Raw genomic sequence first — 14,275 nt, 5'->3', positions numbered from 1 at the left:
CGCAATGGTTCCCGTGCCCGCGAACCCCGGTTCCGGATGCGTTGCGGATCTTCAAGGCGTGGTGAAACCCCTTGCGTGGCGCGGCTTCCAGAAGGTCTTCCGCGCCGGCGGAGTCGCATCCGACGTCTCCACGCGCACGTGCGCGCGCCCGCTTGGACGTCGAATTCACGACAGCGAACCTCCAATGCACCGGCGTCCGGCGTCCCGACCGGACGCATGCCAGGGAGGACAGCATGGAACCGGTCAACCAGCAGGACGTGCAGGCGCGCTACGTGAGTGGATTGCCGCGGACGCTCGAGCTCCGCTGCCCGCATTGCGGCGAGCGCGCCCGCTTCCACAGCCGGCCGTGGCAGGAACACGGCATCCGGATCGCGGCCGCCGAGGCGCCCTGCGAGCTGTGCGAGAAGACGGTGCAGCTGGTCCAGCTGGTGGACGGCAACGCGAAGGCAATCGACGACGCCCTGTGGGTGACGCCGCCGCCGGGCGAGCGCAGGCCGTTGCGCGGCGTGGAGCACCTGGAGGCGATGTCGCGGCCGCTTGCACGCGAGTACGACTCGGTGCTCCGCCTGTTCAATGCCGGCCACTACGGCGCGGCGGCGCTGACCCTGCGCCACATGGTCGAGGGGCTGGCCCCGATCCTGCTGCCGAAGGACCGCCAGGACCTTTCACCGCACCGCCAGCTCGAGGCGCTTGCGACGCAGCCCGGCTGCGCGCGCCCGCTGCAGCGCACGGTCCAGTTGCTCGGACCGGACGGGCCCTTCGAACAGGCGTTCTCGGACGTGGCGGCGATCGACCGCGACCGCGCCGAGCAGATGCTGGACGTCGTCGAGAACCTGGTCACGTGCCTGGTGGTCCAGCCCGCGATGCTCGAGGCGTTGAACGACCGCGTCGGCGGCGCGTGCCAGGACAATCCGCCGGTGCAGCTGCCGGTGCGCCGCGTGGCGATGCAGGCGGCGGCCGCCGGCTGAGCGCGTCCCCCTGCGGCGCGACGGTGCGCGCCGCAGCGCCGGCCACCCCATCGGCACGACCGCGCCGCCCCACCGGGCGGCGCGTGCATGTCCGCTTCCGCAACCCGGCTTCGGCGTGGACGTCCTCGCCAGGGATCAGTCCATGCTCCTGATGATCGACAACTACGACAGTTTCACCTTCAACCTCGTGCAGTACCTCCAGGTGCTCGGGGCGGAGGTGGAGGTGGTCCGCAACGACGCGCTGACCGTCGAGGCCATCGCCCGGAAGGCGCCCGAGCGCATCGTGATCTCCCCGGGACCCTGCACGCCCGACGAGGCCGGCGTGTGCCTGGAACTGGTGCGCACGCTCGGCCCGACGATCCCCATCCTCGGCGTGTGCCTGGGCCACCAGGCGATCGGCCAGGCCTATGGCGGGCGCGTGGTGCGGGCGCGCGAGGTGATGCACGGCAAGACCTCGCGCATCCGCCACCGGGGCGGCGGCGTGTTCGCCGGCCTGCCGGACCGCTACGAGGCCACGCGCTACCACTCGCTGGTCGTGGCGCGCGATTCGGTGCCCGACTGCCTCGAGGTGACGGCCTGGACCGAGCGCGACGACGGCGCCGGGCACGCGGTCTTCGACGAGGTCATGGGCCTGCGCCACCGCGACCATCCGGTCGAGGGCGTCCAGTTCCATCCCGAGTCGATCCTCAGCGAGCACGGCCACGCGCTGCTGCAGAACTTCCTGGCGCGCACGTGAGCGCGACCCCACCCGATGCGAGGCGCACGATGCCCATGACCCCGCAGGACGCGCTGCAGCGCACGATCGAGCACCGCGAGATCTTCCACGACGAGATGGTCGACCTGATGCGCCAGGTCATGCGTGGCGAGGTCTCGCCGGCCATGACCGCGGCGATCCTCACCGGCCTGCGCGTCAAGAAGGAGACCGTCGGCGAGATCGCGGGCGCGGCGAGCGTGCTGCGCGAGTTCGCGCGCCCGGTGGCTGTCGCCGACCGGACGCACCTGGTCGACATCGTGGGTACCGGCGGCGATGGCGCGCACACCTTCAACATCTCCACCGCGAGCATGTTCGTGGTCGCCGCCGCCGGCGCGCGCGTCGCCAAGCACGGCAACCGCAGCGTGTCGTCGAAGTCCGGCAGCGCCGACGTGCTGGAGGCGTTCGGCGCGCGCATCGACCTGCCCCCGGAGGCGGTCGCGCGCTGCATCGACACCGTCGGCCTGGGCTTCATGTTCGCGCCGGTGCACCATCCGGCGATGAGGGTGGTCGCGCCCGTGCGCCGCGAGATGGGCGTGCGCACGCTGTTCAACATCCTCGGGCCGCTGACCAACCCCGCCGGCGCGCCATCGATCCTGATGGGCGTGTTCCACCCGGACCTGGTGGGCATCCAGGTGCGCGTGCTGCAGCGCCTGGGCGCGGAGCGGGCGCTGGTGGTGTGGGGCCGCGATGGCCTGGACGAGCTGTCGCTGGGCGCGGCCACCCTCGTGGGCGAGCTCCGCGACGGGCGCGTGCGCGAGTACGAGGTGCATCCGGAGGATTTCGGCATCGCGATGGCGGCCACGCGCAACCTCCAGGTGGCGGATGCGGCGGAATCCCGGGCGATGGTCCTGGACGTGCTCGAAGGGCGGCCGGGCCTGCCGCTGGAGATCGTCGCGCTCAACGCCGGCGCGGCGCTGTACGTGGCGGGCGTGGCCGGCGACATCGCCGACGGCATCGCGCGCGCGCGGGCCGCCATCGCCTCCGGCGCTGCCCGCGCGCGCCTGCAGGCCTTCGTCGAGGCGACGCAGGCGGTGCAGGATGGCGGCCCTGCCGGGAAGGAGCGCACCGGATGACCATCGAGGCCCCCGAGGGGTTCGCCAGCACGCCGGCGCCGCCCTACTACGTCGTCATCTTCAGTTCGACGCGGACGGACCAGGACCCCGCGGGCTACGAGGCGGCGAGCGCGCGCATGGTCGAACTGGCACGCCGGGTGCCTGGCTACCTGGGCATGGAGACGGCGCGCGACGAGCGCGGGTTCGGCATCACCACGAGCTACTGGGCGTCCGAGGATGCGATCCGTGCCTGGAAGATGCATGCGGAGCACGTGCGCGTCCGCGAGCGCGGTCGCCGGGCCTGGTACGCCCATTTCGAGGTGCGCGTGGCCCGGGTCACGCGTGCCTACGGCCAGGCGCGGGTCGACGGCGAATGAGCGCCGCGCCGCCGGACATCCTGCGCCGGATCATCGCGCGCAAGCACGAGGAGGTCGCCGCGCGCGCCGCCGGGATGCCCATCGCGCGGTTGCGCGAACGGGCCGCCGCGGCATCGGCGCCCCGCGGGTTCGCACGTGCGCTCGAGGACGCCGCCGCCCGCGGCGCGCCGGCGGTCATCGCCGAGGTGAAGAAGGCCAGTCCGTCGAAGGGCGTGATCCGGCCGGCGTTCGACCCGGCGGAGATCGCGGCGTCGTACCAGGCGGGTGGCGCGACCTGCCTCTCGGTGCTGACCGACGTCGATTTCTTCCAGGGCGCCGACGCGCATCTCGTGGCCGCGCGCGCGGCGTGCGGCCTGCCCGTGCTGCGCAAGGACTTCACCGTCGATCCCTACCAGGTCGTCGAGGCGCGTGCCCTGGGGGCCGACTGCATCCTGCTGATCGTGGCCGCGCTGGACGATGCGTCGCTCGAACGGCTGTCCGCGGAGGCGATCGCACTGCGCATGGACGTGCTGGTGGAGGTCCACGACCGCGCCGAACTCGAGCGCGCGTTGCGCCTGGGGCCCGTCGATGGCCGGCATCCGCTCCTCGGCGTCAACAACCGGGACCTGCGGACGTTCGATGTCTCCCTGGACACCACGCTCGAGCTGCGAAGGCGGGTTGCCCCCGGCCGGACGCTCGTGACCGAAAGCGGGATCGCGACGCGCGGGGACGTCGCGCGCATGCGCGCCGCCGGCGTGCCCGCCTTCCTCGTCGGGGAGACCTTCATGCGCGCGCCGGATCCGGGCCGGGCGCTCCGCGCGCTGTTCGACTGAGGGCGCGCTCGCGCGCGCCGGGTGCGCGATGCGATCATGCCCCGCGGGCAGGAGCGAAGGGAGCGGAGGTGCCGGTGGGCGAAGGCAGGGACGAAGCGGCACCCCCGGACGGCGACCGCGCCGTGGCCGACATGCCCTCGGGCGGCGAGGGCGAGCCCACCGCGGCCAGCCCGGCGGCGCGCCGTGAAGCCGCGCGGAATGCCCCGCTGGTCGTCTTCGACTTCGACCACACCCTCTACGACGGCGACTCCGGCGGCCACCTGTTCGCGTGGATGATCCGGCGTGCCTGGTGGCGCGTGGTGCTCGCCGCGCTGATCGCCCCGGTGTTCGCGCCGATGATCGCCTTCCTGCCCACGCGGCGCGTCGGGATCTCCGGATTCGTGTGGGCGGGCAGCGTCGGGCTGCACCGGCGTCGCGACCTCGATTCGCTGATCGACCGGTACGTGCTCGGCCACGCCGACCACCTGCGCGCGCGGCTGCTGCCGGTGGCGCTCGACGTCCTGCACCGGCACCGCGAGGCCGGCGACCGGGTGGTCGTGGCCACCGGGGCGCCGCCTGAACTGGCGCGGGCGATCCTCGCGTTCGTCGCGCACGAGGACCTGCCGGTGGTCGGCACCGTGGTCGGGCCGCGCCTGGGCGCGGTGGTCGCCGTGCGCCACTGCCACGCGGAGATGAAGATGACGATGCTGCGCGAGGCCGGGTTCGGCGGCGCGATCGCGCGCGCCTACTCCGACAGCAGCGCCGACCTGCCGCTGCTGCGCGCGGCGGAGGCGCCGGTGGTCGTGAACCCGAAGCCCGCCGCGGTCGAGCGCTTCCGCCGCGTGCTGCCCGCGGGCACGCCGATCATCAACTGGGGCTGCGCGGACCGCGCCGGGGCGCCCGTCGGCTGAGGGCTCAGTCGCCGAGCGGGCGGACGAACCGGCGGCCGCTCTCGCCGTAGCCGCAGGCCTGGTAGAAGGCATGCGCGCCGGTGCGCTGGGTGCCGCTGCTGATCTCCAGCCGCTGCGCGCCGCAGGTCCGGGCGAAACGCTCGGCCTCCCGGAGCAGGCGACGCCCCAGTCCGTGGCCACGTGCATCCTCGGCCACGACCAGCGCGGTGATGCGAACGATGTCGGCGCCCCGCGCGAGCGAATACATGGTGTGCAGCGCCAGCATCGCCCGCACGCGGCCGCGTTCGACCGCGACCACCAGGACCTGGCGCGGGTCCGCGGCCACGGTGGCGATGCGCGCGACCGCCTCGCGGACGTCGCAGGGATAGCCGAGGGCACCGAGCAGGCCGGCGACGTCGTCCCCGTCCGCAGGCATGGCGGCCCGCAGCAGCACGTCCGCGGCCATGCCTGCGGACGCCGCCGGCATCAGCGTGTCCCGTACAGGACGATGGTCTTGCCGCGGGCGTGCAGCTGGCCGTCGGCCTGGAGCTTCTTCAGCACGCGGCCCGCCATCTCGCGCGAGCAGCCGACCAGGCGTGAGAGCTCCTGGCGCGAGATCCGCAGCTGGGTCCCCTCGGGATGGCTCATCGCCTCGGGCTCCTTGGACAGGTCGTGCAACGTGCGCACGATGCGGTCGGTCACGTCGAGGAAGGCCAGCCGGCCCGCCTTGCGGCTGGTGTCGAGCAGGCGCCGCGAGATCTGCGCGCCGATCGCCCACATCAGCCGCGGCGCGTCGTTGACCAGCAGCCCCGTCAGGAGCTGGTAGAGCCGCTCGTAGTCGATCTCGGCCAGCTCGCACGCACTGCGGGTGCGCAGCGCCACCTCGCGCCGCTCGGTCTCCACGAACAGGCCGAGTTCGCCGACGAACTCGCCCGGGCCCAGGTAGCCCAGGACCAGTTCGCGCCCGTCATCCTCCTCGGTGATGACGCTGACCGAGCCGGACACGATGTAGTAGAGCGTGCCGGCGGGGTCGCCGGGACGGAACACGTCGGTCCGGTTCGGGTAGCGGCGGCGGTGGCAGTGCGCGAGGAATCGCTCGATCACGGGCGCATCCGGGGCCAGCGGGCTGTTCATCCGGCGCAGTGGCGTCAGGTGCGGAGGCGTGATCGGGCTCATGGGCACGGGGTCCGGGACATTCGGCGCAGCTTAGGCGGATGGGGCGCGAGCGGCAAACCCGGGCGCCGCGCCGCGCGCACGCGCGGCGCGCGGACGAGCGGCGGCGTTCCCCCGCGGGACGCGATGCCGCATAATCGCCGGCCTTGCCGTACCGCCGGGGACCCTGCCGTGGTCAAGCCGCTGCCGCGCCTGAAGCTCCAGGGCTTCAACAACCTGACGAAGGCGCTCTCGTTCAACATCTACGACGTGTGCTACGCCGTGTCCGAGGACGAACGGCAGCGCTACATCGAGTACATCGACGAGCAGTACGACGCCGACCGGCTGACCCAGATCCTGACGGACGTGGCCGAGATCATCGGCGCGAACATCCTCAACATCGCGCGCCAGGACTACGACCCGCAGGGCGCGTCGGTGACGATCCTGATCAGCGAGCAGCCGGTGGTCGACAAGGCCGCGGCCAAGGGCGTGATCTCCGACGCCGTCGTCGCCCACATGGACAAGTCGCACATCACGGTGCACACCTACCCGGAGACGCACCCGCACGGCGGCATCGCGACCTTCCGGGCGGACATCGACGTGGCGACCTGCGGCGTCATCTCGCCGCTGAAGGCCCTGAACTACCTGATCGAGAGCCTCGAGTCCGACATCGTCATCATGGACTACCGGGTGCGCGGCTTCACGCGCGACGTGAAGGGCCGCAAGCACTACATCGACCACAAGATCAACTCGATCCAGGACTACCTGGCGAAGAACATCCGCTCGCGCTACGAGATGTTCGACGTGAACGTGTACCAGGAGAACATCTTCCACACGAAGATGCACCTGAAGAACTTCGACCTCGACCAGTACCTGTTCGAGGAGCAGGCCAAGAACCTGTCGTTCAAGGAGCGCATGCGCATCGAGGCGCTGCTCAAGCGCGAGATCGAGGAACTGTTCCACGGCCGCAACCTCACCTGACGCGCGCCGGCGCGTCTCCGGACATGCGAAGGCCCGCGATCGCGGGCCTTTTCCGTGGTGGGCGGGGCGCGTCCGCGTGGGGGCGATCAGATCCTGTAGGCGACCGCCTTCATCAGCCGCGACGCGGCGGCCATGACCGTGGGCACCGGTGGCGGCAACGTGCGGGCGCCGCGCGACCGGGCCTCGTCGGCGTGGCGGGCCTCGTCGGCCTTCATCGTGCGCAGGATCGCGCGGCTGCGGCCGTCCGCCTCGGGGAGGTCCTGCAGGTGGGCGTCCAGGTGCGCCTCGACCTGGCGCTCGGTCTCGACCACGAAGCCCAGGTTCCAGCCGTCGCCGCGCAGGCCGGCGAGCGCGCCGATGGTCCAGCTGCCGGCGTACCAGACCGGGTTGAGCAGGCTCGGCCGGTCGTCGAGCTCTTCCAGCCGCTGCGCGCACCACGCGAGGTGGTCGGTTTCTTCCTGCGCCGCCTCGAGGAGGTGGGCGCGGGTCGCGGGGTCGCGCGCGACCGCGGCCTGGCCCATGTAGAGCGCCTGCGCGCAGACCTCGCCGACGTGGTTGATGCGCATCAGGCCGGCCGCGTGGCGGCGCTCGGCCTCGTCGAGGACCACGTCGGCCTCGCTGGCGCCGGGGTTCGCGCGTTCGGCGTGGGCCACGCCCGACAGGGTGCCCAGCGCGTTCTGCGCGGCATCGATGAGGCGGTCGAGCGGCGTGAGGTGGCGGTGCATGCGCCTACTCTAGCCGGCGCGCGCGCCGGGTGCCGCGAGGCAATCGGCCAGGAATTCGAGCGGGTGCAGCACGGGCAGCGGCGTACCGTTGGCGAGGTGGAGCCGGCAGCCGATGTTGGCGCTCAGCAGGCGGGTGGCGCCGCTGGCCCGCAGCTGCGCCAGCAGCGGCGCACGGAATTCCGCCGCGCGGTCCGGATCGGCCAGCATCGTGCTGCCCGCCGCCCCGCAACACCCGAAGCCGCGGGTCGCCGGGTCCGCGTCGAGTTCGACCACCTCCAGGCCGGGCACCCGGGCGAGCAGCTCGCGGGTCGCGGCATCGCTGCGGGCGACGCTGCGCTGGGTGCAGGGCAGGTGCAAGGCCACGCGCTCGTGGCGCGGCGCGAACGCGATCGCGTCGGCGCGTCCGGCGAGGAAGCGCGCGGCGTCGATGGCGCGGCCCGCCGGCAGGGCGCCGGCGACCGCGTCGTGGCAGCCCGTCGCCAGCGTGAGTACGGCGGCGGCGCCTTCGAACGTGGCGGCGTTCGCCGACGCGAGCGTGGCCGCGGACGCCATGTCGCCGGCGTGGGCATGCAGCGCGCCGCAACACCGCTGGCCCACCGGGATGTCGAGCCCCACGCCCGCCCGGGCGCACAGCGTTGCGACGGCCGCGCGGAGCGATGCCTCGTAGGCATCCGCGACGCAGCCCACGAACAATGCGGTGCCCCCGGAGGTCGCGTGCCGGGCGCCGGCATCGCCTGCCGGCCGGCGGGGGGGGCGCGGCAGCGGCCGCCACGGCATGGGGAGCCACGGCCAGGCGCGCCGGTAGACTTCCAAGAGCACGTTCAGGGTCCCCCGGCGCGCGACCAGCCACTCGACCAGTCGCTGGCGCAACCCGGCGGAGCGTCGCGCGCGCTGCGCGGCGCGCGCCTCCACCAGCAGGGGCCCGTAGCGGACGCCGGCCGGACAGACCGCCTCGCAGCGCCGGCAGCCCAGGCAATTGTCGAGATGGGCGTCGCCCGCGGGCGTGGGGGGCACGGTGTCCAGGGCCCAGGCCCGGGCCAGGGCGATCCTCCCGCGCGGCGATTCCGCCTCGAGCCGGTCCAGGCCGTAGGTCGGGCAGGCCGGCAGGCAGAGCCCGCACTGGACGCACTGGTCGTCCAGGGCCACGATCCGGCCCGGGGCGCCGGCGGCGGGGCGGTCGGCGGATCGGGGGGCGGCCTCGGGCATCGGCGGCGATGCTAGCACCGGCCCCGCGCCACCGGACCCGGGTGGTTGCGGCGTCCCGGTCCGGCGGCTATCATTCCGCTTCTTTGCCCGGCCTGCCGGCCGTGGCGTCCACATCGCGAGGCGAAGTTCCGGCCGCCAGCCTGTCTCCAGGGGCCCGGAACCAACCCGACCAGGTATCGAAGCAGACCGCCATGAAGAACCTCACCGCCAAGACGTTCAGTGCCAAGCCCGAGACGGTGCAGCGCGACTGGTACGTCGTCGATGCCGAGGGCAAGACCCTGGGCCGCCTCGCCGCCGAGATCGCCCGCCGCCTGCGCGGCAAGCACAAGCCGGTCTACACCCCGCACGTCGATACCGGCGACTACATCGTGGTCGTCAACGCCGGGAAGGTGGCGGTCACCGGCAACAAGCTGGCCGACAAGAAGTACCACCGCTTCACCGGCTACATCGGCAACCTCAAGACCGAGACCCTGGGCCAGGCGCTGGAGCGCCACCCGGAGCGCGTCATCGAGATCGCGGTCAAGGGCATGCTGCCGAAGAACCCGCTGGGCCGCGCGATGTACCGCAAGCTCAAGGTCTACGCCGGCGCCGAGCACCCGCACGCCGCCCAGCAGCCGCAGGTCCTGGACATCTGATCCCCGGCCGCCGACCGCGTCCTCTTCCCGGGCCCGCACGCCGCGTGCGGACTTCCAAAGGTAAAAGCATGGCTACCCAGCACAACTACGGCACCGGCCGTCGCAAGTCCTCCACCGCCCGCGTGTTCCTGCGCAAGGGCGAGGGCAACATCACCGTCAACGACCGTCCGCTGGACGAGTTCTTCGGCCGCGAGACCGCGCGCATGATCGTGCGCCAGCCGCTCGAGCTGACGAAGTCGACCGACCGCTTCGACGTGAACGTGACGGTCTCCGGCGGCGGCACCACCGGCCAGGCCGGCGCCATCCGCCTGGGCATCGCCCGCGCGCTGGTGGAGTACGACGAGTCGCTGAAGTCCGAGCTGCGCCGCGCCGGGTTCATGACCCGCGACGCCCGCGAGGTCGAGCGCAAGAAGGTCGGCCTGCACAAGGCCCGTCGCGCGACGCAGTTCTCGAAGCGCTGATCGGCCGTCAAATCGGCGGTCCAACCGGTGGCGGGTGTCCACGCCCGCCATCGGCGCTACAATCCAACGCCCACAGCCCCGTCGCCAAGTGGTAAGGCACCTGACTCTGACTCAGGCATTCGGTGGTTCGAATCCATCCGGGGCTGCCACATCCACCCGCCGACGGCCCCGCCGTCCGGGACGCGACACACGAAAGGCCCGCCAATCGGCGGGCCTTTTCGTTTTCCCGGTGATCCTCTCCCGAGGGATCCCCGCCGCGGCGGCGGGGAGGCGTCAGCCGCGCGGGGCCACGCGGCGCTCGGCGTGCCAGGCGCGGACCTGGACCGATTCGTCCGGCGCCCAGCCCGTATCGCCGAAGATGTCCATCCGCACGCTGTCGTAGCGCGGCGGCCCCGGGGATGCCGGCTCGGGGGCATCCGGCATGAACTGCATCCATTCGCGGGGACCTTCGGTGCGCGGACGGCGCGCGTGCCTGCGTTGGGCCATCGTTCGAACCTCCTGCGCGGCCGGTGGCCCCGGCCGGGGGGACAGGTTGTAGGCCCGCGTTCGTTACCCGGGCGTCACGAACCGCTGAATGCGCGGCTCACGGGCGCGTCACGGGCCCGGCCCAGACTGGGTGGCCCGCCCGCCGCCGGAGCCGCCCGATGCCTGCCGCCATCTGGACCGGAACCCTGTCCTTCGGCCTGCTGCATGTCCCGGTCAAGTTGATGCCGGGCGAGAAGTCGGTCGACCTGCAGTTCCGCATGCTCGACGCCCGCGACAACAGCCCGGTGCGCTACGAGCGCGTCAACGCCGAGACCGGCGTCGAGGTGCCCTGGAAGGACGTGGTCAAGGCGTTCGAGTACGACAAGGGCAGCTACGTCGTGCTCGAGGACGAGGATTTCGCGGCGGCCGCCAGCGAGTCGAAGGAGGCCGTCGAGATCGAGGCGTTCGTCGACGCCGACGCGGTCTCGCCACGCTTCTTCGAGAAGCCCTACGTGCTGGTCCCGGGCAAGAAGGCCGAGAAGGGCTACGTCCTGCTGCGCGAGACGTTGCGCAGGACCGGGAAGATCGGCATCGCGCGGGTCGTGGTGCGCAAGCGCGAGTACCTGTGCGCCGTCCTGCCGCAGGCCGATGCCCTGGTCCTGTTGCTGATGCGCTATCCGCAGGAGCTGGTCGACCTGGACGACTACAAGCTGCCGGAGGGCAAGCCGGCCGACTACCGGGTCAGCGCGAAGGAGCTGGAGATGGCCGCGCAGCTGGTCGAGTCCATGGCGGCGGACTGGAAGCCGGAGGACTACCGGGACGAATACCGCGAGCGCCTGAGCGCGATCATCGAGCAGCGGCTCGAGGGCATGACCGTCGCCCGGGACGAGGACGAGGTGGTGCGCGAGGACGCGGCGACCAACGTGGTCGACTTCGAGTCGCTGCTGAAGAAGAGCATCGCCGACAACAAGCGCACGCCCGCGAAGAAGGCCGCGCCGGTCAGCAAGAAGGCGAAGCCGGCGAAGAAGGCCGCGCGCAAGGCCACGAAGAAGTCGACCCGCTCGCGCAAGTCGGCCTGACCCCGCCCCGTGGCCCTGGAGCGTTACCGCGACAAGCGCCGGTTCGAGGGCACGCCCGAGCCGGGGCCCGCATCGCGACGGCGGCGGGGGAAGGGCGATCCGATCTTCGTCGTCCAGCTGCACCACGCCCGCGCGCGGCACTACGACTTCCGGCTGGAAGTCGACGGCGTGCTGCGCAGCTGGGCGGTGCCGAAGGGGCCGTCGCTGCGGCCGTCCGACAAGCGCCTGGCGGTCGAGGTCGAGGACCATCCGATCGACTACGCGGACTTCGCCGGCGAGATTCCCGAGGGGCACTACGGCGCCGGGCACGTCGCGCTGTTCGACCGCGGCACCTGGTCGACGGACGGCGACGCGGGCGAGGCGATCGCGGCCGGCAAGCTCGACTTCGTCCTCGACGGCGAGCGCCTGCGGGGCCGGTGGAAGCTGGTGCGCACGCGCCCGCGCGGCGGCAAGCCGCAATGGCTGCTGATGAAGGCGGACGACGCGCACGCCGCGGACCTGGAGGCCGACGACATGCTCGACGCCGCGCCGGCCGCCCCTGCACGTCGAGCCGCGTCACCCGGGAAGCCGACGAAGCGCGCAGGCGGCTCCAGGCGAACGGGTCGCGGGCGCGGCGCGACGTGGGCGCGCAAGGCATCGGCCGTCGACGGCGCGAGGGACCTCGTCGACCCCGATGCCGACATCCCGCCCCAGCTCGCGACCGCGCGCAAGGTGCCGCCCGCCGGCGCCGGCTGGCTGCACGAGGTGAAGTGGGACGGTTACCGGTTGCTCGCCCGCCTGCGAGACGGCCGCGCGCGCCTGCGCTCGCGCAACGGACTGGACTGGACCGGCGACTTCCCCGGCATTGTCGAGGCGCTGGAGGCGCTGTCCATCGGCGACGCGGATTTCGACGGCGAGCTGATCGCACTCGACGACGGGGGCCGCAGCGATTTCGGGAAGCTGCAGTCGGCCATCAAGCGCCGGCGGACCGGGGACCTGCGCTACATCCTGTTCGACCTGCCGACGCTCGCCGGCGTGGACCTGCGCGGCGCGGCGCTGGTCGACCGCAAGGCCCTGCTGCGCGCGCTGCTCGAAGGCAACGACGACCTGCGGCTGGTCTACAGCAGCCACGGCTTGGGCAACGGCGCCGAAGCCTTCGCCGCCTCGGAGGCCGCCGGGCTCGAGGGCATCGTCAGCAAGCGCGTGGGTGCGACCTACGCGTCCCGGCGCACGGACGACTGGCTGAAGCTCCGCCACCACCGCGGCGAGGACTACGTCGTGGTCGGCTACACCGCCCCGCAGGGCTCGCGCACGGGGCTGGGCGCGCTCCTGCTCGCCTGCCGCGAGGACGACGGCAGGCTGCGCTACGTCGGCCGCGTCGGCAGCGGCTTCGACGAGGCGACCCTGAAGGACCTCTCGCGGCGGCTGCGGAAGCTGGAGACCGGGGAAGGCGCCGTCGAGCTGCCCGCGCACACGCCGCTGCGCGAGCGGGACGTCACCTGGGTGCATCCCCGGCTCGTCGTCGAAGTCGCCTTCCGCGGCTGGGGCCGCGAGGGCCTGTTGCGGCAGGCCTCGTTCCTGCGCGTCCGCGACGACAAGGCGCCGGTGCAGGCGCCATCGCGCGCCACGACGCGCGGCCGGGCCGCCGCGGCCGGCGACGACGCGCCTCCGAAGCGGCGCAGGTCCGGGAGCTCCAGTCGCCCGCGCGCGGCGGCCGCGCGGGCCCGTCCGGCGACCCGCAGCGAAGCGCCGGCCCGCATCAGCAGCCCCGATCGCGTGGTCTACGCGGGGCCGGGCATCACCAAGGGCGAGGTCGCCGACTACTACCGCGCCGTCGCCGACCGCATCCTGCCCGGCATCGCGGCCCGCCCCCTGTCGCTGCTGCGCTGCCCGGACGGCGTCGGCGGCGAATGCTTCTTCCAGAAGCACTTCGCCGAGTCGCTCGGCGACCACGTCGACGCGGTCGCGCTCGAGGAGAAGGCGGGCGGCCGCGCGCGGTACATCGCGGTCCACGACGTCGAGGGCGTCATCGACCTGGTGCAGATGAACGCGCTGGAGTTCCATCCCTGGGGCGCGAGGGTCGAGGACCTCGAGCATCCGGACGTGCTCGTCTTCGACCTGGACCCCGGCCCCGGCGTCGACTGGCCGGCGATGATCGACGCCGCGCGCGAGGTGCGCGACCGCCTGGCCTCCGTGCAGCTGGCCTCGTTCGCGCGGCTGTCCGGCGGCAAGGGCGTCCACGTCGTGCTGCCGATCGCGTCGGTCCACGGCTGGGCCCAGGCCAAGGGCTTCTGCGAGGCGTTCGCCAAGGCCATGGCGCAGGTGGCGCCGAAGCGCTTCACCGCCACCGCGAGCAAGGCGCAACGGCGCAACCGGATCTTCATCGACTGGCTGCGCAACGGCCGCGGCGCGACGTCGATCGCCAGCTGGTCGCTGCGTGCCAGGCCCGGCGCCGGCGTCGCGATGCCCGTGCGCTGGGAGGAACTGGGCCGCACGCGCGGCGGCGACCACTACGACCTCGCCGCCGCGCGCAACCGCGCCGCGCGCCTGAAATCCGATCCCTGGGAAGGCTGGGAGGACGCCAGCGACCAGCGATTGCCCGAAGGCTGAATCGACGGCGCGATACAATCGCCGGCCGCGCGCGATCCGCATCTTTTGCATGAGAGCCGGCGAGGCGATCGGCCGAAGTGTGGCGGTGCGGCGCCCGAGTCAGGGCAGGATGCCCTGACCGAGGGAAAAGCGGCACCGCCGCACTTCGGC

16 protein-coding genes and 1 tRNA gene are annotated in these 14,275 nt (G+C 72.8%); 12 read left to right on the top strand and 5 right to left on the bottom strand.

Going from position 1 to position 14,275, the window contains the following annotated elements:
• Positions 1 to 233 precede the first annotated feature (233 nt).
• The 6 genes from ACYU7H_RS09460 to ACYU7H_RS09435 all read left to right on the top strand — a co-directional run bounded on the left by ACYU7H_RS09460 (position 234) and on the right by ACYU7H_RS09435 (position 4,853).
• Positions 234 to 968 carry a hypothetical protein gene (locus tag ACYU7H_RS09460; RefSeq protein WP_460814217.1) on the top strand — a complete coding sequence of 245 codons (735 nt, stop codon included), beginning with the start codon at positions 234 to 236 and terminating at the stop codon, positions 966 to 968.
• Between the two features lie 142 nt (positions 969 to 1,110).
• Positions 1,111 to 1,704, top strand: a complete 594-nt coding sequence (locus ACYU7H_RS09455) for an anthranilate synthase component II (RefSeq protein WP_460814216.1) — start codon at positions 1,111 to 1,113, stop codon at positions 1,702 to 1,704.
• Between the two features lie 29 nt (positions 1,705 to 1,733).
• Positions 1,734 to 2,795: an anthranilate phosphoribosyltransferase gene (gene trpD, locus ACYU7H_RS09450; protein ID WP_460814214.1), complete on the top strand. Its 1,062-nt coding sequence runs from the start codon at positions 1,734 to 1,736 to the stop codon at positions 2,793 to 2,795.
• On the top strand, positions 2,792 to 3,151 hold the full coding sequence (locus ACYU7H_RS09445) for an antibiotic biosynthesis monooxygenase family protein (RefSeq protein ID WP_460814212.1): 360 nt from the start codon (positions 2,792 to 2,794) through the stop codon (positions 3,149 to 3,151). Before trpD ends, ACYU7H_RS09445 begins: the two co-directional genes overlap by 4 nt.
• Positions 3,148 to 3,963 (top strand): indole-3-glycerol phosphate synthase TrpC, encoded by an 816-nt coding sequence (trpC, locus tag ACYU7H_RS09440; protein WP_460814210.1) that lies wholly within the window; start codon positions 3,148 to 3,150, stop codon positions 3,961 to 3,963. The genes ACYU7H_RS09445 and trpC overlap by 4 nt, the downstream gene beginning before the upstream one ends.
• A 131-nt stretch (positions 3,964 to 4,094) precedes the next feature.
• Positions 4,095 to 4,853 carry a haloacid dehalogenase-like hydrolase gene (locus tag ACYU7H_RS09435; RefSeq protein ID WP_460815027.1) on the top strand — a complete coding sequence of 253 codons (759 nt, stop codon included), beginning with the start codon at positions 4,095 to 4,097 and terminating at the stop codon, positions 4,851 to 4,853.
• A 4-nt stretch (positions 4,854 to 4,857) separates the two neighbouring features.
• Here the strand turns inward: ACYU7H_RS09435 and ACYU7H_RS09430 are convergent, their stop codons facing one another.
• A complete protein-coding gene (locus tag ACYU7H_RS09430) occupies positions 4,858 to 5,319 on the bottom strand; it encodes a GNAT family N-acetyltransferase (RefSeq protein WP_460814208.1) in 462 nt (153 codons plus the stop codon).
• Positions 5,319 to 6,008 carry a cAMP-activated global transcriptional regulator CRP gene (gene crp, locus ACYU7H_RS09425; RefSeq protein ID WP_460814207.1) on the bottom strand — a complete coding sequence of 230 codons (690 nt, stop codon included), beginning with the start codon at positions 6,006 to 6,008 and terminating at the stop codon, positions 5,319 to 5,321. Before crp ends, ACYU7H_RS09430 begins: the two co-directional genes overlap by 1 nt.
• A gap of 168 nt (positions 6,009 to 6,176) precedes the next feature.
• On the opposite strand from crp, the gene speD reads away from it, so the two are divergent.
• Positions 6,177 to 6,965 (top strand): adenosylmethionine decarboxylase, encoded by a 789-nt coding sequence (speD, locus tag ACYU7H_RS09420; protein WP_460814205.1) that lies wholly within the window; start codon positions 6,177 to 6,179, stop codon positions 6,963 to 6,965.
• An 86-nt stretch (positions 6,966 to 7,051) separates the two neighbouring features.
• Here speD and coq7 read toward each other — a convergent pair whose 3' ends face one another.
• Positions 7,052 to 7,690, bottom strand: a complete 639-nt coding sequence (gene coq7 / locus ACYU7H_RS09415; RefSeq protein ID WP_460814203.1) for a 2-polyprenyl-3-methyl-6-methoxy-1,4-benzoquinone monooxygenase — start codon at positions 7,688 to 7,690, stop codon at positions 7,052 to 7,054.
• A 9-nt stretch (positions 7,691 to 7,699) separates the two neighbouring features.
• Positions 7,700 to 8,896, bottom strand: a complete 1,197-nt coding sequence (locus ACYU7H_RS09410; RefSeq protein ID WP_460814201.1) for a (Fe-S)-binding protein — start codon at positions 8,894 to 8,896, stop codon at positions 7,700 to 7,702.
• A 191-nt stretch (positions 8,897 to 9,087) separates the two neighbouring features.
• Here ACYU7H_RS09410 and rplM point away from each other — a divergent pair, with 191 nt between their 5' ends.
• From rplM to ACYU7H_RS09395, 3 genes are all read left to right on the top strand, one after another.
• Positions 9,088 to 9,531, top strand: a complete 444-nt coding sequence (gene rplM / locus ACYU7H_RS09405) for a 50S ribosomal protein L13 (RefSeq protein ID WP_460814199.1) — start codon at positions 9,088 to 9,090, stop codon at positions 9,529 to 9,531.
• Between the two features lie 68 nt (positions 9,532 to 9,599).
• Positions 9,600 to 9,992, top strand: a complete 393-nt coding sequence (gene rpsI, locus ACYU7H_RS09400; protein ID WP_460814197.1) for a 30S ribosomal protein S9 — start codon at positions 9,600 to 9,602, stop codon at positions 9,990 to 9,992.
• Positions 9,993 to 10,066: 74 nt separating this feature from the next.
• Positions 10,067 to 10,141 (top strand) — tRNA-Gln (locus ACYU7H_RS09395).
• A 124-nt stretch (positions 10,142 to 10,265) separates the two neighbouring features.
• Here the strand turns inward: ACYU7H_RS09395 and ACYU7H_RS09390 are convergent.
• The gene (locus tag ACYU7H_RS09390; protein ID WP_460814195.1) at positions 10,266 to 10,478 is read right to left on the bottom strand and encodes a hypothetical protein; all 213 of its coding nucleotides are present in this window, start codon (positions 10,476 to 10,478) and stop codon (positions 10,266 to 10,268) included.
• Positions 10,479 to 10,636: 158 nt separating this feature from the next.
• On the opposite strand from ACYU7H_RS09390, the gene ku reads away from it, so the two are divergent.
• Together ku and ligD are read left to right on the top strand one after the other, a co-directional pair.
• Positions 10,637 to 11,536 carry a non-homologous end joining protein Ku gene (ku, locus tag ACYU7H_RS09385; RefSeq protein WP_460814194.1) on the top strand — a complete coding sequence of 300 codons (900 nt, stop codon included), beginning with the start codon at positions 10,637 to 10,639 and terminating at the stop codon, positions 11,534 to 11,536.
• Positions 11,537 to 11,545: 9 nt separating this feature from the next.
• Complete coding sequence (ligD, locus tag ACYU7H_RS09380; protein ID WP_460814192.1) at positions 11,546 to 14,125, top strand: DNA ligase D; 2,580 nt, start codon at positions 11,546 to 11,548, stop codon at positions 14,123 to 14,125.
• Positions 14,126 to 14,275: the final 150 nt, after the last annotated feature.

Source organism: Luteimonas pelagia (genome assembly GCF_054776035.1).
The sequence above is the reverse complement of the archived record's forward strand: the minus strand, read 5'-3'. Positions and strand labels throughout refer to the sequence as shown.

Coding starts and splice junctions, on each gene's coding strand:
- ACYU7H_RS09460 (WP_460814217.1), top strand. CDS start 234: ATGGAACCGGTCAACCAGCAGGACGTGCAGGCGCGCTACGTGAGTGGA.
- ACYU7H_RS09455 (WP_460814216.1), top strand. CDS start 1,111: ATGCTCCTGATGATCGACAACTACGACAGTTTCACCTTCAACCTCGTG.
- trpD (WP_460814214.1), top strand. CDS start 1,734: ATGCCCATGACCCCGCAGGACGCGCTGCAGCGCACGATCGAGCACCGC.
- ACYU7H_RS09445 (WP_460814212.1), top strand. CDS start 2,792: ATGACCATCGAGGCCCCCGAGGGGTTCGCCAGCACGCCGGCGCCGCCC.
- trpC (WP_460814210.1), top strand. CDS start 3,148: ATGAGCGCCGCGCCGCCGGACATCCTGCGCCGGATCATCGCGCGCAAG.
- ACYU7H_RS09435 (WP_460815027.1), top strand. CDS start 4,095: ATGCCCTCGGGCGGCGAGGGCGAGCCCACCGCGGCCAGCCCGGCGGCG.
- ACYU7H_RS09430 (WP_460814208.1), bottom strand. CDS start 5,319: ATGCCGGCGGCGTCCGCAGGCATGGCCGCGGACGTGCTGCTGCGGGCC.
- crp (WP_460814207.1), bottom strand. CDS start 6,008: ATGAGCCCGATCACGCCTCCGCACCTGACGCCACTGCGCCGGATGAAC.
- coq7 (WP_460814203.1), bottom strand. CDS start 7,690: ATGCACCGCCACCTCACGCCGCTCGACCGCCTCATCGATGCCGCGCAG.
- ACYU7H_RS09410 (WP_460814201.1), bottom strand. CDS start 8,896: ATGCCCGAGGCCGCCCCCCGATCCGCCGACCGCCCCGCCGCCGGCGCC.
- rplM (WP_460814199.1), top strand. CDS start 9,088: ATGAAGAACCTCACCGCCAAGACGTTCAGTGCCAAGCCCGAGACGGTG.
- rpsI (WP_460814197.1), top strand. CDS start 9,600: ATGGCTACCCAGCACAACTACGGCACCGGCCGTCGCAAGTCCTCCACC.
- ACYU7H_RS09390 (WP_460814195.1), bottom strand. CDS start 10,478: ATGGCCCAACGCAGGCACGCGCGCCGTCCGCGCACCGAAGGTCCCCGC.
- ku (WP_460814194.1), top strand. CDS start 10,637: ATGCCTGCCGCCATCTGGACCGGAACCCTGTCCTTCGGCCTGCTGCAT.